This window comes from Ralstonia nicotianae, from assembly GCF_018243235.1.
GTDB classification, from domain to species: Bacteria; Pseudomonadota; Gammaproteobacteria; order Burkholderiales; family Burkholderiaceae; genus Ralstonia; species Ralstonia nicotianae.
In genome coordinates this window covers 100,260-122,111 of the sequence record NZ_CP046675.1, presented here as the reverse complement: position 1 = coordinate 122,111, position 21,852 = coordinate 100,260, and the positions used below count along the sequence as shown (strand labels likewise).

The window sequence follows — 21,852 nt, the reverse complement described above, 5'->3', positions numbered from 1 at the left end:
GGAAACCTTTAATCAAACTCACAAACGAAATTCTGCCCAACACCAAGGAAATGCTGATCTATCAAGCTTGGCGGTAGTCGCTGACGTAGCCGAGAACGTTGTAGAAGAAAGTTCACGGACTGGATCCACGATGTTGAAGGGGCAAACCAGCTTCTCGGAAGCGGAGTACGCGGCCAAGAGACGTATAACCAAGCGCGAACGTTTCCTGACTGATATAAAGAAGGTCGTTCCATGATCGCGGCTGGTTGCAGCAGTCGAGCCGCACTACCCGAAAGGAGAACGAGGGCGGCCGCCGAACGGGCCGGATGCGACCACGCTGTAGAAGTTTCGGTGCCTGCCGATCGAGCATGACCCGACTCGCAAGCTGCTCGACGAGATCGGCATCATGCTGCGCGAGCGTGGGCTGATGATGAAGGAGGGCACGATCGTGGATGCCACCATTATCGAGGCACCGCCATCGATCATGAACGCCGAGAAGAGCCGCGATCCGGAGATGCACCAGATCAAGACAGGCAATGCGTGGCACTTTGGCATGAGGGCACACATCGGGGTGGATGCCTCGTCGGGCTTGGTGCACAGCGTGGTTGGCACGGCAGCGAACGAGTCCGATGTCTCGCAGGCCCACGCGTTGCTGCATGGTCACGAGACCGATACGTTTGGCGACGCGGGCTACACCGGCGTTGAGAAGCGCGATGAGATGCTGGGCTTGGGCACGCACTGACATGTCGCTGCCAAGCGCGGCAAGATGACAGCGATGCGCGAAGGTGTTATCAAGGACTTGCTGATCACAGTGGAGAGGCGCAAGGCTCAGATCCGGGCGCGGATCGAACATCCGTTCCATGTCATCAAGAATCTGTTTGGTCATCGCAAGGTTCGTTACAAGGGCTTGGCCAAGAACACGGCGCAATTGTTCAGCTTGTTTGGCCTAGCCAATCTGGTGCTCGCCAAGCGAGCGGTTGCTGACCAGCCCTGGAAGCATTGCGCCCTGAGCGCGCAAAGCGCGTCAGGAAAGACCCTAAAACGGGGGAAATTCGTACTCCATTGGCACTTCCTTCCCGCGATGCACAAAACGAAAATATCATTCGCAAGTACTAAGATCAGAAATACTCACTACGCGGACATTCGACTAATACCTGAAGGGTAGTCAACGGGGCTCACGGCACAACAAGATATAAATTGCAAACTCGGACTTTGCGGGAATAGTCAACTCGGTCACGAACTCGCCATCATGCCCCTCCCGGCCACGGAGCCAAACCGCCCTTAATCAAAAGGGCGATGAATATATAGATCAATGCAGGAGCGAATCACCCCCACAGTGTCTTGCTTATCAATGGGGTGCGTACGGCTTTTGGAAATTTCAGCGGAGACTAAGGGTCGCCTGAATGATGCATCCGCGATAGGCCTCAACTACTAGCAGAACCGGTCTTACTCCATCAGGAAGAAAGATCGCGGAATAACCGTAGGAGCCATCCTCGTTGCCCCATATGTACCAGCGCTGAGTTTCTTGCGATTGACCCGGTGTGGAGCTCCTGATATCTGGCGACTCAACGTGCCAACGTTTCGACACACTATTCTTAAAAGAACGCACACCAACACACTTCTCGGGCGATGGAGATAAACTCATACTCGATTGACCTAGCTTCCTATCGCGCGAGATAAAAATCGTGTGTACGACTTCGGACTGCAGAACGCATTCGTATCTGGGAAAGCGGCCCGGAAAATCCCACGCCGCTGGAATGTCAAGCTTCCCGCACTCGGGAAAAACCTGCTTCATAGCGGCGGGTGAGTCAAAGGGGATGGCGCCAACCATCTTGACGAAGGCACCGTCGAACGCACGGTCATCGTTCGATGGTATTGCCCAGTCGACGAGTAACGCCAAACCTATCGCTCCAGCAAGCAACCATACCGCAATTCGTTTCACGGACGCTCCATCTTCATGATTTAACAGACTCAAGATCTTCGATCTTCATCACCTAATCCTATCCACTTAATCCCCCACCCACCCGGAAGGCCTTATAAACACGGGACTCCGGGTTGATAGGGGATTAAGTTGATAGGATTGCTGCTTGCCCTCTCTCCACAGCGGAATTGGTGGATAGAAGATATGGGTGCGCGTTCTCGCGCTTTATTTTTTCAGGCCATAGACAAAAATTATGAATCCCGTAGGAATATTCGCAAGATTCCTTTTTACCCAATGTCGCCCCCAAGTGCAAAATACCTAGACACCCCTTAGCCTCATATAATAAAAATCGCGCATCGAGATTGACCGGGAAGATTTTTATTAATTAAAAGCAGCCACACACTCATTTCCTTTTTTTATTTTTTACTCCATACTTTTATTCATTTTCGCGAGCCCCGCAAACATCCGGCTTAACTTTAACCTAGGCGAGATAAGGAAGATCGCGGTGTGTAGCGACTCACTCCACCCTGGGTGCACGACGACGATGTCCGGCAGATGGCAACCACACGCCAACCGGGAGACCGAGCCAGATCAGCTGCGACGCGTCGAAACTGCCCAGGAAAATTCTGATGGATGAACAGGACACTCGCGCTTAATGCTCCTGCCAACGCGTTGCGCCTCAAGTCAAACTTCTCGCTACTGCCTCCCCCCCAAACTCATCTGCGGAAATACATTCTACTGGCTGAACTCCGCTCGCATGGGCTCCCCATCCCTTGCCGAATCCTAGTAACGCATTGCCTGGAGGCATCCAATTTCTTGGACTGCAACGATGGCTGAGCGTAATCCCCAGTTGATAAGACGATTGTAAGATGAACCTAAGCACTTGGATACCCCTCAAGCACAGGAATTTTTTGGGAACTACCTCCCCAAAGCCACCACAAGCTCATTCACCTTACAATCGACAAAATAGACAAAAATCTCCAACCAGCATGGCACATTCAATTTAAGACGACCACCCACAATCCAAGATCTCCATTTGGCGAGGCAAGCACTTTTCCATTAAGTCATATTTTTCAACCACCGTTCCCCGCGCGGACAGCCGAAGTTTCTTCAATTCACCCGCCCCCATCAAAGCCGCACCAATTAATCCCGTCATCTTATCCGGCGAAAAGAAATCTACCAGTAAGCCATTTTTTCCGTCCTCGATAATTTCGCGAACCGGGGATGTATCTGACCCAATCACCAAGCACCCAGCCGCCATTGCCTCCAGCAGAGACCACGACAAAACAAATGGGTATGTCAAGTAGACGTGTACGGAGGATATCTGCAATACCTTCAGATATTTATCGTACGGAATCCGGCCTAGGAAATGAATTCTATCCAACGGCAACCTCTTGCCGAGTTCATTCAGCATTTGCAATCGGTAGGAACCAAAGCTGGATGGTTTCCCATAAGACACGCCGTCTCCTCCGATTATGACAACCTGCGCGTTGGGTCGGGCAGCCAGCAATTCTGGCAGTGATCTCATGAAGGTGTGAAACCCTCGGCTAGGCTCCAAGTTGCGATTCACGAACGTAACAACCTCGTTTGCCCCCATCAAAACCTTGCCATTCGGCAATTGAATTTCAGCCGAAGAGTCAGGACGCACCTTCTTCGTGTCGATGCCGTCATGTATGACATGTATTTTCTTTTGATAAGGCTCAGGGAAGCACCGCAATTGCCAATGCGTCGGAGTGATTCCAACATCCATGGCGTCCAAGCTCAATAGATGCGCTGCGTTACGCACTCGCAGCCCTAATATTTCATCGAATGAACTTGGATATTCAGGGTCGAATCCAACATCTTGGCCGATCGCGCGGTAAAAAAACTCGCAATAATGAACAAGGCGGCATGCTGGAAACACGTCTTTAACAAAAAGCGACTCTCCCCATCCCGGATGAGCATAGACAACATCCGGTATAAAGCCCTGAGCTTTCAGCATTTGCAATAGCCGAACCACCGCTTGCCCCCGCTCCACCGCGGAACTGGTGGACAGCATATACGGGTTCGGCTTCTCGCGTTTTACCTCAGGGAGGTCGTAGACAAGAACCCTGCAACCTGCTGGGATATTCGGAAGATTTTCTTTAACCCAACGCCGCTCCCCAATGCCAAATATTTCGACATCCTTCCGCTTCATATAGTAAGAAAGCAGGTGTCGAAATTGACCGGGAAGATTTTGATGAATGAAAAGCAACCGCACGCCCGCTTCCCCTTTTTTATTTTTATCCCAACCTCTCCAAGATTGGAAAAATTCAACTCAATTCCTAAAATCAATCGTATTAATTATTTTTAATTATATTAATATTCCGCTTCCTAGGAGACGTTGACGTGCCGCGCCATAACACGCCTAGCAGGCCTAATAAGAAATCTCGTGACCGGCCGCCCCAACTGGGTCGAAATCTTATAGAAACATTATGAAAATTTCACCCCCCAAACGAGTGACAGATCCAGACAGCGTATTCGCAAATGCTGAAGCAGCCCCACCCAGCGAGGACTTGGGTAATCGTGGAGGGGCGCTCTCCTCCGGACAGCAGCAGCAACCCTAAAGCTGCAACTGACTGCGGCTCGGAAGCGCAAACCCGCTTGGCTTCAGGTACGCCCTACCTCGCCACGTCTTGCGGCACATTCATTGCGGGTAGGCTGCCTGCCCCCATCACAAACCGCTGACTCAATCGCTGAGGATGCGCGAGTTGACCAGCTCAAGGTGATTGATTGAAGCACGCGCTGCGCAAAAAGTTTACTGCCGTCGCTAGCGATCCCGCCCTGATAGCGGTACAACACAGCATCCACGAACAGCCGGCTGTCCCGAGATGTCACCCCAACATGCCCGGCTCGACCTGGCGGCAGGTCTTTGATCCGTTCCCATCGGCCGTCCCTGTACGCTTATCTGCTTTTCATGCGCTCGCATTTATAGACGACTGGCCCTTCTTCAAATCTCGGACGGACGATTGATGACAAACCCGGGGCCGCAGAAACCCTGAAACACCGCCGGGCACCGCACCACCGACAGTGCGCCCCCCGACCCGAAGCCCCATCACGCAGCGATCGAGGATTTCGACGGGCCGAACTCCGGAAAGACGCGCGCCAGCCCGCTCAGCACATCGTCGACGCCCGGCACCCAGCCCTGCTCGCCGATCGACAGCGAACGCGGCGCCGCGATCCCGCAGTGGTCGCGCGAGGTGGCGAGGAAGATCATCACGGTCGGCTTCTTCATCGCGTGTGCCATGTGGACGAGCCCCGTGTCGACACCGACCACCGCCGCGGCGCCCTCGATCTTGTGCGTGAGCTCCGCGAGCGACATGCGCGGCATCACCGCGGCGCCGGGCGCCAGGGCGGCGATCCGCAGCGCCTCGCGCAGCTCGGCGGTGGCGTGCCAGGGCAACAGCACGCGCAGCCCGCCCGCGAGCATCTCGCGGGCCAGCGCGGCCCAATGCCCAGGGGGCCATTTCTTGTCGTCTTTCGAGGTCGCATGGAAAAACAGGGCGTAGGGCGCGCCGACGGCGTGGCCCGGCTGTGCCCGTTCGCCGCCCCGCCCGGTCACGATGCCGTAATCCGCGAAGCCCTGCGGCATGTAGCCCAGCGCTTCACCTGCGCTGATGCGCATGCCGTGCCAGGCGTTGCACGCGGGGCGCGGACCGAAGCGCCGGTTGTACGCGAACATCGCGCCGCGTTCGCCCAGGTCCGGATCGCGGTAGCCGAAACGCCGGCGCGCGCGGGCGACGAACGAAACGATGGCGCTCTTGTAGACGCCGTGCAGATCGAGCACGGCGTCATAGCGATACCGGCGCAACGCGGCGGCCAGCGCCAGGATCGCCTTGAGGTCGGCCAGGCTGCGCGTTTTCTTGAAGCGGCGCAGCGGCGCGGACAGCACGCGGCTGACGCCCGGGCTCATGCGCACGACATCCGCGCAGGATTCATCGACGGCCCAGTCCACTTCCACACCCGGGAATGCCCGGCGGATGTCCGTGACGACGGGGAGCGTCTGGATCACGTCGCCGAGCGATGTCATTTTTACAATCAGGATTCGTTTCATGCAGGGTCTGACTTGAGGGACGCGGCATCGGCTGCCAGGCCGTCCAGTGCGTCTACGTCTTTCCACGTCTTCGACTTCCGGCCGTTGGCGAAAGTGCATGGCACGCCCCCCATGCCGCAGTGGCAAAACGCCGCACCGCCAATCCCGTGTGCGATCGGCCGGCATACCCTCAACACCCTAGTATCTGCGCGATCCGGCAACAAACCGGGCGCCGCGGACCTCGGCCGGCATGCTATGGATGCTTAAGAAGCGCTGAGCCCGCCCACCCCGGCCTGCACGCAATCGGAACCGCTCGACGTTTCGGCGGCGCATGACGTTTCCGGTTTTGATTCGTTCCGCGCAAGTCGGGCGTCTTCGACAGCGGCGGCCTCGGACACCTGCCGTAAGCACGACATGTCCATCCATTCCCGTTGGTTCCGCCTCGCCGCTGTGGCCGTGGGCCCCTTCGGGGTCTAGCCGATCGTCCTCGTCAGCGTGGCTGACAGACGTGAGGCATCGCGCGACGCAGCGCTATCGGCATGAATCGGTCGATTCCGCCAGATGCATTGCCACGAAGTGCCACTGTCCGAACTCCGGATCGAACATGGCGATCTGGTTGACGTCCGACGCCTCCCCATGCCTGAGTTCAACCGAGTCGAGCGCATGCTCGGCGGCTTCGATCTGTTTCCTGGAGGGCCATCGGAGTTGTTGGGCGATCGTTTCGGACCAGGCGAACAGCCCCGCGAATTCGCGCAGGCGCGCAAAGACCGCAAGGCTGCCCGCATCGACCTGCAACGCTGACGGCTGCGGCGCTTCCTCGGCCGGGTTGCTCACCAGCGTCCGGGAATAGGTCGCCAGGCGCCCCGTGGACCGGAGCAGCAGCTTGCCATTGCAGGCGGGCCAGCCGAGATGCATGTCCGCACGGTATCCCGTGCCATGCGCATGCTTGAAATGGGAGGACGCCAGCAACGCCGTCGGCGCCACGTAACAGGGCGTGCCGATCCGCAGTATCTGCACGGTTTCGATCAATGCGTCGATCAGCGAAAGATGGCACCGCACTACGCCATCCGCCTCCGTGATCGGCAGGAATTGCTCGTGCGGGTCAAATCGTCCATGAATGAACGTCAGCGGAGACGTCAGGAATCCCTGCTGTACGTCAATACGGGGAAGATCGTCAAACACCGGATAGGTCCTTTCTCAATCGAAAAGCGGCCGCGAGCCGAGCGGCCTTGTTGTGCGATCAGCGCGCGTCGCCGTTCGGCAGATCACCGGCAATCATCTATTTGCCCGTGCCCATGACGGTTTGGGAAGCCACGAGCCGCGGCGGTGGCTGGCATTCGCAGATGCACAGGTCGTCGTGCAATGCGATCCGGCGCCCGTCCGGCCCATTCATCGGCAAGCGTGGCCCGCCGCTGCATTGGATTTTTCCGGTCGAGTGGCAAGCCGGGCATGCAACGGCGTCGTCTTCGTGCGCGACATGGACGCTGTTCAATTGCAGCGTCGTCACCGTCGCCTGTACCGTACCGCCGACGGTTGTCTTGTCGCCTGACAGGATCACATAGCGTTTCATCGGTTCGTCCTCGCCTACGCCTCATGGATGTAGCCGACCAGCTTCCAAGCCACCGGCACCGTCTGCTGGCGCACGCCCATCCAGTTGTCCATCCACGCGAACCGGCGCGGCTGGTAGATCGTGAGCGAGGGCAATTCCATCCCCTTGAGGAAGCTCTGCTCCGCATCGGCCACCATGCCTTTTGCTAGGCTCACGCACCACACCCCATCCTGCGGGCAGGAATCGCCAGTCCGGGCGATGGTGCCCAGCGGCAGACGCGCGGGCGGCGGCGCGGCTTCCGTTTCCATCTGCGCGACCTGCTCGGGCTTGGCGAGCGGCAGGCCGGTGGCCGGGTCGAGATGCTTGGCTTTGCTCAGGCGGTCGATCAGTTCGTCGGATGGTTTCTGAGGAACGGCGGCGGCGGCCTGGTCTTTTTCCCACTGGAAGGTGCCGTCCCACGGCGGCAGTTTCGCGGGTGGCAGCGGGACGATTTTGTCGATGTCCGGAACCTTGGGGTTACGGCCGTCGTTTCTGCTGATAAATTCGCCAATAGCCTCGTAGCGGCGCGAGCGCTCAGCATCCTTTGCTACACCGATGTAAGCAAGACGATCTCCTTCCGAAACTCCAGAAAATGCGGTCTCCAGCACGAGCGCCCCTTGTGGGTTACCCGCTGCGGTAGCTTTTTGGAAGGCGCTGGCGGCCTCCGGGTATAGCCTGTCTCTCTTTAGGTCAATGCCCAGCGTATTCGCAGCCTTGCCGTGTCCTTGGTCCGCCGCACACTGCCACATCTGACGAGCAATCGCAGGCGCGCTGTCGATTGGCGCCAGTTTTTCTGCGACGTAATACTGCGCGTCAGGACTACCCAGGTCAGCTGCCTTGCGGATGTAGCGCAGTGCCATTTCGGTGTCCTGCTTCAGACCGTATCCCAGTTCCAGATAGTGCCCGATGTCGTAGTAGCCGCCCGGTACCCCCTGGTTCACCAGTTGCGCGGCCAGGTCGATCGTCTCTTTTGGTGCGTCTGGCGAGTCCGCTAGCCCCTGCGAGACCAGTGACTGCAGGTTGTTATTCGCCTTGTAGTGTCCGTGCGCCGTCGCGATCCGGTAGTAGCGGGCGATGTCGTTGAAATTCTTCGGCCCTTCCTTCTTCTGCAAATGCCGCCCGTATTGGAAAAGCTGGTCTGCCTCGGGATCGAGTGGCGGCAGGTGGTCAGCCTCGTGAACGCAGGTAAAGGCAAGGTTGGCGCGCACGGCGCTCATGTCGGGTAACGAAGCCAACGGGTTCTCCTTTTTCGCGCAGGCGCAGGTGAGGAACGCGAGCGCAACAATCAGAATGCTTTTGTTCATCGGTCAGTCCAGATAGCTGCGTTTTTCTGAGGTGCGCATGAAGCCAATCAGGGAGGCGCACGGCGCTAAGTTGTTGCGCTGATTATCAACATTCTGAGCAATGATTTGCCCCCAAGCGGTGAATGCTTTCGCCATATCATCGCCCACCGCATTCGTATAGATGGAATTGGTGTGTTCCGCAGGACCGGGCCGGGTATGGATTCCCCAGAGCCGCTTTCTGAGCGGCTGCGTCACCCCCGAATGCTCATGGCAGATGTTCAATTCGCTGTCGACCTGCATGCTGCGCGTGTTGATGTTGGCCGAGCCCAGCGTCATGAACACATCATCCACGATCATCAGTTTCGCGTGCACGTACACGTAGTCCCAATTGTTCGGCGGCGAGTCGGGGGCAACCAGCGTGCAAATGTGCACTTCCAGTCCGTCGATCTTCACGGACTGGATGGTCTTCGGCAGCGTCTTCTTCATCTCCGCCTCCAGCTCGGCCCGCTTGGCCGTGGCGCGCTTGAGCTTCTGCTGCGCGTCTGCCAGCCATTGCCGCGTGGACGCCGTGTCCTCGGTCTTGAGAAACGCGTCCGCGTCTTCAATGACCTGATTGGCCTGATTCTGCTGATCGATCGCCTGCGCACGCTGCTTGCTCAACGACGCTTGGCGCGCGTCTTCCCGCTCCAATGTGGCGACGCCGGGCAGGGTATCGGCCCGCCCCAGCGCTTCCAGCATCCGGTACGTATTGACCGTTCCCAGGCCGATCCCATCGTCGTTCGAGTTGGTCACCACGAACAGGTGCAGCGGACCATGCTTGCCCTGGTCGCGCCCAGCACCAAACTGGACCTTGGCCGCCTCCTTGATCTTGTCGGCCAGCGGCGGGAACCGGAAATACTGGTTCTCGATGTAGACGAAGTTCGTCGTGTTGTTCACCGCCTGCAGGTACATCGCCTCGATGTCGCGCTTGCCGTGCTGCGATTGCGTTCGCAGGATCTGCGCCATGACCGGCGTGTCGAAGTCGCGACGCAGCTTGAGCTGGCTTGCGATCGCCGCCCTCCCTGCCTCCAGCTGTTGCCCCGTCGCGTCACTCCATGCTTGGCAGAAGTTCCGGTTCAGGTATTGGAGGATGGGGCCGGTAACCCGGCTCGACATATCCTGGCGTGGGTGATGGTCGTTGCGCCCCATCTGCGGATGCATGCGCGTGTAACCATGATCGTCACGGTCCCAGTACGCGTCGAGCGTGTTGTGCCCCATCACGAACCCCATGGCCCGCTCCGGCATCTCGTAGTCGACCAGCACCATCTTCTGATGATGGGACGGCTCGCCAGCCATGGCGGCGGCATTGGCGTCCTTGGTGAACGTGCTGCGCCCGGTATCCTTGCCCTGCGTCCAGGTGCGCCAGGCGATCTCTGCGCGCTCGCCGAGGTTGAAGTCGCGCGTGGCGAATTCCACATTGGTCAGGGCCTTGTCGCGCAGCGCGTGATTGCGGATGGCTTTGGCAATCTCCTGCATGGCGGTGCCCGGCATCAACCACTTTGCCGCCGAGCCCTTGGTGACGTTGTTCAAATTGGCACGCCAGTACCAGAGCTGATCGACTTCGCGCTGCGCTGAATTCCGCGTGTCCGACCGGTACGAGGCGACGTTGTTGCCGGGCGTCATGTTCTCGGAGAACTGCGCTAGGTGCAAGCTATCGCTCCACACCAGCAACCGCACCTTGACGCCTTGCTTGCCCATGGCCTCAAGCAGATCGCCAATCGGTAGCGTACCTTGGGCGTTGCTGCCCCGCTTGAAGTACATGGACGGCTGGAAGCCCCAGCAGATGATGTCGACGCTGTGCTTGGCGGCAGCAATCGCGTCATAGACCGCGCCAAACGCCTCCTCGCCGTTCACCAGCGGGCGAAACGTCGCTTGTGCGGAGTCGTATTCGGTATGTTGCACGAACCACGGCAGCGTGATTGTGGCGCTGCGGGTGCAGTTGAGTGCCAGCGGGGTGACGATGGGTTTTGTTGCCATGTCCCGATTCTCAAGCGTTCGTGTCAGGGTTCAGCACGTCGTGGTAAGCCTGCCTGTGCGTGGCCCGGTCTGCCGCGCCGGTTTCGTTGCTTTCGTGGAAATGGAACCCCTGGTTCGCCAACTCGCCGTTGGCCGCACTGTGATATTCGGCGGGCACCGGGATGTCGTGCGTGACGCCATTGGCGAGCTGCAGGCGGTATTGCTGTGTGGCGGGAAAGTGGTCGATCAGCAGTTGCCCACTCGCGTCCAGCACGCCTTGCTTAACGACCGCGCCGTCAGCGAGCAGCGTGTAAGGCATGCCGGCCGGCAAGGACGAGGTGGAAGCCGGTGAGGCAGCCGCGCTGAGCGCAAGCGGCGTGGTGGGCATGTTCTTCGGAAACGCTGGGTGATCGGCATTCATCTGCGCCGGCCCACCGAACGCGTGATCCGAGCCCTTGAAGTCGAGCATGCCGGGTGCGTGTACCTCAATCTTGCCGTCCGCGATGCGAATGTAGGCGCCGCCCGCCGTGAGCAGCACTTCCTTCTTAGCGACCACGTGAATGCTGTCGGTCACCGACGCGAGCCGCACCGCCTTGTGCGCGGAGACTTCCACATCGTCGGCGTGCGCCTGAATCTGGACCTTGCCCTTGCCCGAGAACAGCTTCATTCCCGCGTTCTGCACGAACAGGCTGATCGTCTCGACCACGCTGGCGATCAGCGAGCGGCCCGCTGCAATATGCGTGCTCTGGCCGCTGACGAGATTGGTATGGGCGTCACTGGCGATATGCGTCGATTGTTGGGTGGACAGGCCGATGCCTGCGGGGCTGGCCAGCAGCATCAGCGGTTGGCTGAAGGCGTTGGCCTGACCGGTGCCGCCGCCCGCCGTCAGGCCACCTGCCGACGCGCTATCGAGCGATGCGCTATCGGGCGATGCGCCCGTAACGCTGTGCTCGGTCGCGTCCGCGAAGGACTTGAGCGTGTCGTGCCCTGAACCCAGGCTGTCCGCCTGGTGCGCGGCGCTGGCCTGGGACAACGAGTCCATGACTCGCGCGGCGTCCGCCAGCTGGTTTCTGGCCGGGCGCGCATCGAGCGGCTGCGATGTCACCGGGTGGGTGGAGAAGTACAGACCGAGCCCGCCACGCACCGCGCCGTAAGCTTGCGACTTCAGGTCGAACCCGTTGCCGAGGAACGCGCCGCGCATGTTGCCATTCTGGTCGATCAGGTAGCCCAGGTGCAGGTGGGCGCCGGTGCTGCTGCTGGCGAGCTGCACGCGGGGCTGGCCGGTCGCGTCGTCCATCACCAGCATGTTGTAGCCCTTGCCGCCGTACTCACGCGACTGCAGGCCCGACAGAATCCCGTTGGTGTGCCACTGTGGACGGTTGGCGCCGTTGAACACGCGGCCGATCGCGATCGGGCGGTCGCAATCGCCATCGACCCAGCCGATCAAGACCTCTTCGCCGGGGCGCGGCACGTGTACGGCGCCCCGACCGTCGCCCGCGTCCGCGAAGGCGGTGCGCACCCAGCAGCTGGCGCTGGCGAGGTCGCCGTTGAGCCGGTCCCAGTGGAGCCGGACCTTGATCCGGTTCAGCCCATCGGTGCAGACCAGCGCGTTCTCCTCCGCGACAACCGTGGCCGTCTGAATTTGCATGACCGGCTTGTGGTGCTCGAACGGGCTGCGGTATGGCAGCGTCCGGCGCTGCGCTTCGATCTGCATGACGAAGAAACCGGTGCTGCCGTCCGCATGGCGCGCGGCCAGGGCATCTGCATCTCCGCCATGCGTGGCACGCAGGGCATCGATGTCCGCCTTCAGGCTGCGCGCCATCTGCCGCGTCGCGCACGATACGGGCAGGTTGTTCTCGATGCCCCAGACTGCCTCGATCGTGATGAATTGCCAGTCCTCGGGGCGATCGCCCGCCTGGCGCTCCGGGTGATCGACCAGCTCGAGCCAGCGCCCCGCATCGATGCGTCGCAGGCCGCCCATGCCGCACACGCGTTGCGCGGCGGATTCCCATTGTTCAACGCGGATGCGCGACAGCCGGTCGCCCTGGGCCTGTTGGCCGAACGTATAGGCGCCGGTGTATTCGTATACCTCCGCCGCCCACGGCAGGGCGCTTTGCCCGGTGGTCGGGATGCTCGTGCCCTTGGGCCAGGCCGCCGAGGCCGGTTGCTTGTAGTCGAAAGTGCGCGTGGTCAGCTGCGTGCTATGGAGTTCGCCGGCCTCTTCCCAGTGCGTGAAGCCATCGCTTTCTTCGCCCACACCGCTGCGGCAGAACGGCACTCGGGCCGGGCCGGATGCCGGCAAGGCGTCCACGCTGTCCACGATCACCATCGTGTGCGACTTGCCATCCTCCGCCTGCTCGAAATAAAAGAACAGCCCTTCCTCTTCCATCAGCCGGTGCACGAAATTCCAGTCGTCCTCGAACTGCTGGACGAAAGAGCGGACCGGCAGCGGGTTGCGCAGCACGAAACGGAACGCACCCTGGGCGCGCTGATGCCGGTTGAACACATCGGCAAGAATCTGCTCGACGGTCTTGTCCTGCCAGTTGCGCGCGTCGTGGCGATAGCGCAGAAAATGCAGCCACGACGACACGGTGAGCTGTACCGCATGCACGCCGCCGTCCGAGCCGATTTTGTGCACGGCGTGGACATAACCGTGATGCGGCGCGTAGGTGTGGTCGGTCTGCTGTATCCAGAGCGTGACGGGCTGCGCCATCAGGTCGCGCGGCTTGAAGGCATCCAGCACGTGAATCGCATCGATCTGGAAATCGTAGTTGCGTCCGATGCGAGCGCATCCATGGACCCGCTGAGGCAGGAGCTGATCCGCGCCCAGCGGCGTGTCCAGCTTGACCATCCGGCCGGCCTGGACCATGCCCGAGCGGATGGCGTTGACGACTTCCGTGATGTTCGTGCGCATGTCCATATCCGGCAAAACCCGGATTGCATGAAAATCTGGAATCTTAATGGAACCGATTATTTCAAAGCAATTGAATCGCGCTTTGTTAACAAATAATAAAAATCAAAAAAACGCATTCATATATTCGAGATACCAAATTCACATGGCCTCACGGAGCGCCGGCCACGAATACTCCGGCGGCCAATCTCACCACAGCGGCAAAACGGCCCACGCGAATGCGCGTGCGTCAACGGCAGGTGCGCAGGGCATCGCGGAACGATGACCGCGGCGAGTCAGCCGACCGCACGGCGCGGACGAAACTTGCGTCCGCCCCCCTCCAGCATTCCCAAGCCCGCCGCCACGGCGTATCATCCCGCCTCACGATGATGGTGCCCTTCCAGGGTGAAACGGGAACGCGGTGCGATGCCGCGGCTGCCCCCGCAACTGTAAGCGACGAGTCTGCGCCAACCAGCCACCGCACGATGCCGGGAAGGCGGCGCCAGGCGATGACGCGCGAGCCAGGAGACCGGCCATCTCCTTCTGTCGACGTGGGTTGAAACCGGGCGGGGTGCACCGGGGGATCACCGCAAGCGGCCCATGGCTGCCTTGTCCTCACTCGCGGCGATGACCCTTGTGGGGACCTATCCGTGGCTTCGCCGCTTTCCCGTCCGCGTTTTCGTCATCTGATCGCGCAGCATCGCGCGCCCATCAGCCAGCTCCTGCTGCTGATCATCGCCAACCTGGCCGCCTGGGCCTGGGCGCTGGCCGCCTTCGCCGGCCACCCCGGACTGCTCGGCACCGCGCTGCTGGCCTACCTGTTCGGCCTGCGCCACGCAGTCGACGCCGACCACATCGCCGCGATCGACAACGTGGTGCGCAAGCTGATGCAGCAGGGCAAGCGCCCGTTCTCGGTCGGGTTCTTCTTCTCCATCGGCCATTCGGCGCTGGTCGTGCTGGGCGTGGCCATCATCGTGCGGGCCACCTCGGCGCTCAATGACCGCATCGACGCGTTCAAAGAGATCGGCGGCATGATCTCGACGGGCATCTCGGCGTTCTTCCTGCTGACGATCGCCGTCACCAACCTGGTGATTCTCGTCGGCACCTGGAAGCGCTTCATGCGCGTGCGCGGCGGCGCCACGCTGGCCGAGGCCGACCTGGACATGCTGACCGCCGGCAACGGCCTGCTGGCGCGGCTGTTCCGCCCGATGTTCCGGCTGGTGACCAAGAGCTGGCACATGGCGCCGCTCGGTTTCCTGTTCGGCCTGGGCTTCGATACCGCCACCGAGATCGGGCTGTTCTCGGTCGCGGCCGGGCATGCGTCGGACGGCATCCCGCCGTCGGCCGTGATGGTGTTTCCGGTGCTGTTTGCCGCTGGCATGGCGCTGATCGACACGCTCGACAGCGTGCTGATGGTGGGCGCGTACGGCTGGGCCTTCGTCAACCCGGTGCGCAAGCTCTGGTACAACCTGACCATCACCTCGGTGTCGGTGCTCATCGCGTTCGGCATCGGCGGCATCGAGGCGCTCGGGCTGCTGGCGCGGCAGCTCAACCTGAGCGGCGGCTTCTGGGACCAGGTGAGCTCGCTCAACGAGGGGCTGGCCCACTTCGGCTACCTGATGATCGGCGTCTTCGTCCTGGCCTGGGCGGTATCGGCCTGCATCTACAAATGGAAGGGCTACGACAGCCTGCCGCATCCGGCCCAGGGAGCCCCGCTGCCATGAGAACCCACCACAAGCACGTGCTGATGTGCACCGGGCCGCGCTGCACGCAGGACGGCGCCGAAGCCGAGGCGCTGTTCAAGGTGCTCGGCCAGACCATCGATGCCTGCGAGGGCCTGCGCGTCAAGCGCACCCGCACGCACTGCTTCGCGGTCTGCAAGCAGGGGCCGCTGATGGTGGTCTACCCCGACGGCGTCTGGTATCGCAACCTGGATGCCGCCTCGGTGCGGCGCATCGTCGACGAACACCTAGCCGGCGGCGCGCCCGTCGAAGACCGCATCTTCCACCGCACCGGCCTCGGTGACGTCGAACCGGAGCCGCAGCCATGAGCACCCTATCCCACGGCGGCATCGTGCTGCTGACCCACGCCGGTACCGACCTGTCCACGCTGCAGCGGGCAACGGCGCAGTTGCCGGACGGCTTCGCCGGCGTCACCGGCCTCCACCTGCAGGCCATCGGCGACGATGCGCGCATGGCGGACCTGCTCGCTGGCCCGATCGCCGGCGCCCGCATCGTGATCGTGCGCGTGCTGGGCCGGCTGCAGGCCATTCCCGGCATCGACGCGCTCCTCCAAGACGCGCGTGCGCAGGGCCGGGCGCTGGTCATCGTCAGCGGCACCGGCGAGCCCGATCCGGAACTGGCCGCGCGCTCGACCGTGCCGCCCGCCCTGCAGCAGGAGGTGGCCGCCTACCTGCAGGCCGGCGGCACCGGCAACCTGGCGCAGCTGCTGCGCTGCCTGTCCGACCGCCTGCTGATGACCGGCTTCGGCTACCAGCCGCCCATGGCGCTGCCCGAACACGGCATCTACCACCCGGAGCTGGCCGCGCCCGCCACGCTGGACGACTGGGCCACCATCCGCAACCCGGCGTGGCCCACCGTCGGCATCGCCTTCTACCGCGCGCACTGGCTGTGCGGCAACACCCGCTTCATCGACCAGTTGGTCGACGCGCTGGCCGAGCAGCAGCTCAACGCCCTGCCGGTCTATACCGCCTCGCTGCGCACGCTGGATGCCACCGGCATGCCGGCCGCCCTCGACGTCTTCGCCGATGACGGGGTCGGCCGCATCGACGCGCTCGTCAACACCACCTCGTTCGCCATGGGCGATGTCAACGCCGACGGGCCGACCGCCGCCGGCTGGTCGGTGGCGGCGTTCGCGCGGCTCGACGTGCCGGTCGTCCAGGCCATCGCCAGCAGCATGACGCAGGCCCAGTGGGCCGCATCCGAGCGCGGCCTCAACCCGCTCGACACCGCCATGAACGTGGCGCTGCCCGAGTTCGACGGCCGCATCGTCAGCGTGCCCATGTCGTTCAAGGACGAGCGCGACGAGACCGCCTATGCGCCGCTGCCCGACCGGGTCCGGCGCGTGGCCGGCATCGTGGCGCGGCAGGTGGCCCTGCGCCGCACGGCCCCGGCGGACAAGCGCATCGCCTTCCTCTTCACCAACTCCAGCAGCAAGGCCTCGCAGATCGGCAACGCGGTCGGGCTGGATTCGCCGGCCTCGCTGCTGACCCTGCTGCGCGCCATGCAGGCGCAGGGCTACCGCATCGACGGCCTGCCCGAATCCGGCGACGCGCTGATCCACGCCCTGATCGACCGCGGCGCCTACGACGAGGACTACCTCAGCGCCGCGCAGCTGGAGCAGGCCATCGCCACCGTGCCGGCCGCGCGCTACGCCGCGTGGTTCAGCGACCTGCCCGCGCCGCTGCAAGACAAGATGCGGCAGCGCTGGGGCGATGCGCCGGGCAACGCCTATGTGCACGACGGCAAGCTCGTGTTCGCGGGTATGGAATACGGCAACGCCTTCGTCGCACTGCAGCCGCCGCGCGGCTACGGCATGGACCCCGACGCGATCTACCACACCCCCGACCTGCCGCCCACGCACCACTACTACGCGCTCTACCGCTGGCTGCGCGACGAATGGCGCGCGGATGCCATCGTCCACGTCGGCAAGCACGGCACGCTGGAATGGCTGCCGGGCAAGGGCGTGGGCGTATCGCAGACCTGTTTCCCCGACGCGCTGCTGGGCGATCTGCCGCTGTTCTACCCGTTCATCCTCAACGATCCGGGCGAAGGCTCGCAGGCCAAGCGCCGCGCGCACGCGGTCATCATCGACCACCTGACGCCGCCGATGACCACCGCCGACACCTACGGCCCCCTGGCCCAGCTGACCCAGCTGGTGGACGAGTACTACCAGGTGGAAATGCTGGACCCGGCCAAGCTGCCCCTGCTGCAGCAGCAGATCTGGGACCTGATCAAGGAAGCCCGGCTCGATGCCGACCTGGCGGCGATGCTCAAGCATGATCATCACGATCACGATCACGACCATGAGCATGAGCATGAGCATGGACACGGGCACACGCATGCCGAACCGGCGCGCGTAAGCGGCGGCACGTATCGCCCGGCCACGCCGAAGGCCGCCGGCGCGAAGCGGTACCGGCCGGTTTCCGCCAAGGCGCACCGCCACCCGCATGGCCATCACCACGGCCATCATGACCACGGTCACGGTCACGGTTACGGTTACGGTCGTGATCATGGTCACGAGCACGAGCACGAGCACGAGCACGAGCACCATCATCACCACGATCACGACCACGCGTGGGACGCCACCCTCAACGCGGACGGCGTGCCGCTGTCGCTGGCGAAGATGGACGGCGTCGACGTCGCCCACCTGATCGAAGACATCGACGGCTACCTGTGCGAACTGGGCGCGGCGCAGATCCGCGACGGGCTGCACGTGCTGGGCCGCGTGCCGGCCGATGACGCGCTGGTGGACATGGTCTGCGCGATGGTGCGCCTGCCGAATCTGGGCGTGCCGAGCCTGCCGGCCGGCGTGGCCGAAGCGCTCGGCCTTGCCTGGGATGCGCTGCAGCACGACAAGGGCAAGCGGCTGGAAGCGGTGTCCCCGCCGTTGCAGCGGCTGTCGGACCGGCCGCTCGTCACCCGCGCCGATGCGCTCGACGCCGTCAGTGCCCTGACCCGCGCCCTGATCGCCGCGCTGGCCGAACACGGCTTCGACGCGACCCGATCCGACGCCGCGCTGGCCAGCGTGCTGCCGGGCATCGCCCACACCGGCGCGATCCGGCAGACCCTGGCCTTCGTCTGCCGCGAGCTGGTGCCCAACCTCGCGCGTACCACGGAAGAGATCGGCAACCTGCTGCACGGCCTGGCGGGCGGCTACGTGCCGGCCGGCCCGAGCGGCGCGCCCACGCGCGGCATGGCGCACGTGCTGCCGACCGGGCGCAACTTCTATTCGGTTGATCCGCGCAGCCTGCCGTCGCAGGCGGCCTGGCGCATCGGCACGGCGCTGGCCAACGAAGCGCTGGCGCGCCATCGCACGGAAACCGGCCACGATCCGGAGTCGGTCAGCATCAGCGTGTGGGGCACCAGCGCCATGCGCACCCACGGCGACGACATCGCGCAGATCCTGGCGCTGCTCGGCGTGCGGCCGCGCTGGCAGGCGGAGAGCCGCCGCGTGGCCGGCATCGAGGTGATTCCGCTGGCCGAGCTGGGCCGGCCGCGCATCGACGTGACGGTGCGCATCAGCGGGTTCTTCCGCGATGCCTTCCCGCACCTCATCCACCTGGTGGACGAAGCGGTGCACACGGTGGCCCGGCTGGACGAGCCCGTCGAGCGCAACTTCGTGCGCAAGCACTACCTGGCCGATCTCGCGCACCAGCTGTTCGCCGGCCTGCCGCCCGAGGCCGCCGAGCAGCGCACGCTCTATCGCGTGTTCGGCTCCCGGCCCGGCACCTACGGCGCGGGCATCCTGCCCCTGATCCAGGAACAGCACTGGCAGGACGATGCCGATTTCGCCCAGGCCTACATCAACTGGGGCGGCTACGCTTACGGCCGGCGCGACAACGGCACCGATGCCCGCGCGGATTTCCGCCACCGGCTGTCCGGCGTGGAGATCGCCCTGCACAACCAGGACAACCGCGAGCACGACATCTTCGACAGCGACGACTACCTGCAGTACCACGGCGGCATGATCGCCACCATCCGCAGCCTGACCGGCCGCCAGCCACGCCAGTATTTCGGCGACAGCCACAACCCGGATCATCCGGCCGTGCGCAGCCTGAAGGAAGAGACGCTGCGCGTGTTCCGCTCGCGCGTGGCCAACCCGAAGTGGATCGCCGGCATCCAGAAGCACGGCTACAAGGGCGGCCTGGAGCTGACCGCCACCGTCGACTACCTGTTCGGCTACGATGCCACCGCCCACGTGGTGGACGACTGGGTCTATGAGCAGCTGGCGCAGGCGTATGCTTTCGACCCGGCCATGCAACAATTCCTGGCCGAGAGCAACCCGTGGGCGCTCAACGCCATCACCGAGCGCCTGCTCGAAGCCATCCAGCGCCAGATGTGGGCCGAGCCGAAGCCCGATACCGTGGCCGCGCTGCAGGCCCTGCACCTGCGCAGCGAAGCGATGCTCGAAGCGCGCGGGGAGACAACGCAACGATGACCCACCACTATCCCTTTGCCGCCATCGTCGGCCAGGAACCGCTCAAGCGCGCCCTGCTGCTGTGCGCGATCGACCCGACGCTGGGCGGCGTGCTGATCCGCGGCGACAAGGGCACCGCCAAGAGCACCGCCGCGCGCGGCCTGACCGACGTGCTGCCGCCCATCACGCGCGTGGCCGGCTGCGCCTTCAACTGCGCGCCCGACGCGCCGCTGGCCGAATGCGAAGCCTGCCGGGCAGGCGACGCCGCGCACGCCAGCGCGCCGGTGCCCTTCGTCAACCTGCCGCTGGGCGCCACCGAAGACCGCGTGCTCGGCCACCTCGACATCGAGCGCGCGCTCAAGGACGGCCGCAAGGCCTTCCAGCCGGGCCTGCTGGCCTCGGCGCACCGGGGCCTGCTGTATATCGATGAGGTCAACCTGCTGGCCGACCACCTGGTCGACGTGCTGCTCGACGTGTCGGCCATGGGGCACAACACGGTCGAGCGCGACGGCCTGGCGATGCGCCATCCCGCGCGCATCACGCTGCTCGGCACCATGAACCTCGAAGAAGGCGACCTGCGCCCGCAGCTGCTCGACCGCTTCGGCATGATGGTGGAAGTGGCCGCCCCGCGCGACGCCGCCGTGCGGACCGAGGTGGTGCGCCGGCGCCTGGCGTTCGAGGCCGACCCGGCCGGCTTCGTGGCCGCCTGGCAGGCCGACACCGATGCGCTGCGCGCCCGGCTTGCCGCGGCCCAGGCAATGCTGGCGCGGGTCGCGCTGCCCGACACGCTGTTCGCCTTCATCAGCACGCTGTGCTGCGAGTTCGAGGTGGCGAGCCTGCGCGCCGATATCGTGATGCACAAGGCCGCCCGCGCGCTCGCCGCACTGGACGGCCGCACCGAAGTCACCGCCGAGGACGTGCGCGACGCGGCCGAGCTGGTCCTGCCGCATCGGCGCCGCCGCAAGCCGTTCGAGCAGTCCGGCCTGGACCGCGAGCGGCTGGACGAGCTGATGCGGCAAGCCACGCCGCCGCCTGCAAGCCCCGACACCGGCCCCGGCACCGAAACGGACACCACCCCACCCGAAGACGACGGCGGCGAGACCGCCCCCGCCGACGGCGCCGCCGAACAGGTCTTCGCCGCCGGCCCGGCCGCCACGGTCGGCCGCATCGAAGTGACTGCACGGCAAACGCACGAGGCCGGCGGCCGGCGCAGCCTGGCCACCGGCACGCGGCGCGGCCATGCCATCGGCGCGGTGCCGAACGAAGCCCCGTCCCGGCTGGCGGTGGACGCGACCCTGCGCCACGCGCTGCTGCGCGATCCGGCCGGCTTCAGCGTGACCCGCGCCGATCTGCACGAAAAAGTCCACGCCGGCCGCCAGGGCAACCTGATCCTGCTGGTGGCGGACGCCTCCGGCTCGATGGCCGCGCGCCGCCGCATGGAGATGGTCAAGGCCAGCGTGCTCGGCCTGCTGCAGGACGCCTACCAGCGCCGCGACCAGGTGGCGCTGATCTGCTTCCGCGGCGAGCAGGCCGAGCTGGTGCTGCCGCCCACGCGCCAGGTCGAGCTGGCCGAGCGCGCACTCGCCGCGCTGCCCACCGGCGGGCGCACGCCGCTGGCCCATGCCCTGCAGTTGGCGGCGCAAACCCTCGCGCAGGCGGGCGACCTCACGCCGCTGCTGGTGGTCATCAGCGACGGCCGTGCCAATATCGCGCTGGACGCGGGGCAAGACCCGTGGCGCGAAACGCTGGCGCTGGCCGAACACCTGGCCGCGCGCGGCACGCCGGCCCTGGTGCTGGATACCGAGCAAGACTACGTCCGCCTGGGCCGCGCCCGCGAACTCGCGCAGGCGCTGCAGGCCGACTGCCTGCCGTTGGATCATCTGAGTGGTGAGCAGTTGATGCTGACGATTCGGGAGCGGGTACCGGGATGAATGGGTTGGTTGGTATTGGGTTGGTATTGGGTTGGTGTTGGGTTGCTGCTGGATG

The 21,852-nt window shown here is 63.6% G+C and carries 11 protein-coding genes, 2 pseudogenes and 1 riboswitch; of the genes and pseudogenes, 5 read left to right on the top strand and 8 right to left on the bottom strand.

Annotated elements, in window-relative coordinates; genetic code table 11:
- Nucleotides 1-130 precede the first annotated feature (130 nt).
- A pseudogene (locus tag GO999_RS17220) lies at nucleotides 131-989 on the top strand (IS5 family transposase).
- Nucleotides 990-2,903: 1,914 nt separating this feature from the next.
- Here the strand turns inward: GO999_RS17220 and GO999_RS17215 are convergent.
- The 8 genes and pseudogenes from GO999_RS17215 to GO999_RS17185 all read right to left on the bottom strand — a co-directional run bounded on the left by GO999_RS17215 (nucleotide 2,904) and on the right by GO999_RS17185 (nucleotide 13,737).
- A complete protein-coding gene (locus tag GO999_RS17215) occupies nucleotides 2,904-4,139 on the bottom strand; it encodes a glycosyltransferase family 4 protein (protein WP_211907017.1) in 1,236 nt (411 codons plus the stop codon).
- Between the two features lie 554 nt (nucleotides 4,140-4,693).
- Nucleotides 4,694-4,795 (bottom strand): annotated as a pseudogene (locus GO999_RS24815) (IS5/IS1182 family transposase); the annotation flags it as partial.
- Nucleotides 4,796-4,973: 178 nt separating this feature from the next.
- Nucleotides 4,974-5,972, bottom strand: a complete 999-nt coding sequence (waaC, locus tag GO999_RS17210; RefSeq protein WP_011003932.1) for a lipopolysaccharide heptosyltransferase I — start codon at nucleotides 5,970-5,972, stop codon at nucleotides 4,974-4,976.
- Nucleotides 5,973-6,482: 510 nt separating this feature from the next.
- Nucleotides 6,483-7,133: a hypothetical protein gene (locus GO999_RS17205; RefSeq protein WP_019719314.1), complete on the bottom strand. Its 651-nt coding sequence runs from the start codon at nucleotides 7,131-7,133 to the stop codon at nucleotides 6,483-6,485.
- Nucleotides 7,134-7,230: 97 nt separating this feature from the next.
- Complete coding sequence (locus GO999_RS17200; RefSeq protein WP_064478391.1) at nucleotides 7,231-7,521, bottom strand: PAAR domain-containing protein; 291 nt, start codon at nucleotides 7,519-7,521, stop codon at nucleotides 7,231-7,233.
- Nucleotides 7,522-7,535: 14 nt separating this feature from the next.
- Nucleotides 7,536-8,843: an SEL1-like repeat protein gene (locus GO999_RS17195; RefSeq protein ID WP_205963262.1), complete on the bottom strand. Its 1,308-nt coding sequence runs from the start codon at nucleotides 8,841-8,843 to the stop codon at nucleotides 7,536-7,538.
- Between the two features lie 3 nt (nucleotides 8,844-8,846).
- Nucleotides 8,847-10,838: a Tle5 family T6SS lipase effector gene (locus GO999_RS17190; protein ID WP_211907016.1), complete on the bottom strand. Its 1,992-nt coding sequence runs from the start codon at nucleotides 10,836-10,838 to the stop codon at nucleotides 8,847-8,849.
- A gap of 10 nt (nucleotides 10,839-10,848) precedes the next feature.
- Entirely contained in the window at nucleotides 10,849-13,737 is a 2,889-nt protein-coding gene (locus tag GO999_RS17185; RefSeq protein ID WP_211907015.1) for a type VI secretion system Vgr family protein, read from the bottom strand.
- A gap of 343 nt (nucleotides 13,738-14,080) precedes the next feature.
- Nucleotides 14,081-14,259, top strand: a riboswitch (cobalamin riboswitch).
- Between the two features lie 98 nt (nucleotides 14,260-14,357).
- Here GO999_RS17185 and GO999_RS17180 point away from each other — a divergent pair.
- The 4 genes from GO999_RS17180 to GO999_RS17165 are packed head-to-tail and all read left to right on the top strand — an operon-like array spanning nucleotide 14,358 to nucleotide 21,797.
- Entirely contained in the window at nucleotides 14,358-15,431 is a 1,074-nt protein-coding gene (locus GO999_RS17180) for a HoxN/HupN/NixA family nickel/cobalt transporter (protein WP_016723930.1), read from the top strand.
- A complete protein-coding gene (locus GO999_RS17175; protein ID WP_016723929.1) occupies nucleotides 15,428-15,757 on the top strand; it encodes a (2Fe-2S) ferredoxin domain-containing protein in 330 nt (109 codons plus the stop codon). The genes GO999_RS17180 and GO999_RS17175 overlap by 4 nt, the downstream gene beginning before the upstream one ends.
- On the top strand, nucleotides 15,754-19,887 hold the full coding sequence (locus GO999_RS17170) for a cobaltochelatase subunit CobN (protein WP_211907014.1): 4,134 nt from the start codon (nucleotides 15,754-15,756) through the stop codon (nucleotides 19,885-19,887). The genes GO999_RS17175 and GO999_RS17170 overlap by 4 nt, the downstream gene beginning before the upstream one ends.
- Nucleotides 19,884-21,797, top strand: a complete 1,914-nt coding sequence (locus tag GO999_RS17165; protein ID WP_211907013.1) for a putative cobaltochelatase — start codon at nucleotides 19,884-19,886, stop codon at nucleotides 21,795-21,797. The genes GO999_RS17170 and GO999_RS17165 overlap by 4 nt, the downstream gene beginning before the upstream one ends.
- The last annotated feature ends 55 nt before the right edge of the window (nucleotides 21,798-21,852 follow it).

What these genes read in the sequence shown, in the direction of transcription:
- GO999_RS17185 (WP_211907015.1), bottom strand. Translation starts at nt 13,737, where the DNA reads ATGGACATGCGCACGAACATCACGGAAGTCGTCAACGCCATCCGCTCG.
- GO999_RS17190 (WP_211907016.1), bottom strand. Translation starts at nt 10,838, where the DNA reads ATGGCAACAAAACCCATCGTCACCCCGCTGGCACTCAACTGCACCCGC.
- GO999_RS17200 (WP_064478391.1), bottom strand. Translation starts at nt 7,521, where the DNA reads ATGAAACGCTATGTGATCCTGTCAGGCGACAAGACAACCGTCGGCGGT.
- waaC (WP_011003932.1), bottom strand. Translation starts at nt 5,972, where the DNA reads ATGAAACGAATCCTGATTGTAAAAATGACATCGCTCGGCGACGTGATC.
- GO999_RS17170 (WP_211907014.1), top strand. Translation starts at nt 15,754, where the DNA reads ATGAGCACCCTATCCCACGGCGGCATCGTGCTGCTGACCCACGCCGGT.
- GO999_RS17195 (WP_205963262.1), bottom strand. Translation starts at nt 8,843, where the DNA reads ATGAACAAAAGCATTCTGATTGTTGCGCTCGCGTTCCTCACCTGCGCC.
- GO999_RS17165 (WP_211907013.1), top strand. Translation starts at nt 19,884, where the DNA reads ATGACCCACCACTATCCCTTTGCCGCCATCGTCGGCCAGGAACCGCTC.
- GO999_RS17175 (WP_016723929.1), top strand. Translation starts at nt 15,428, where the DNA reads ATGAGAACCCACCACAAGCACGTGCTGATGTGCACCGGGCCGCGCTGC.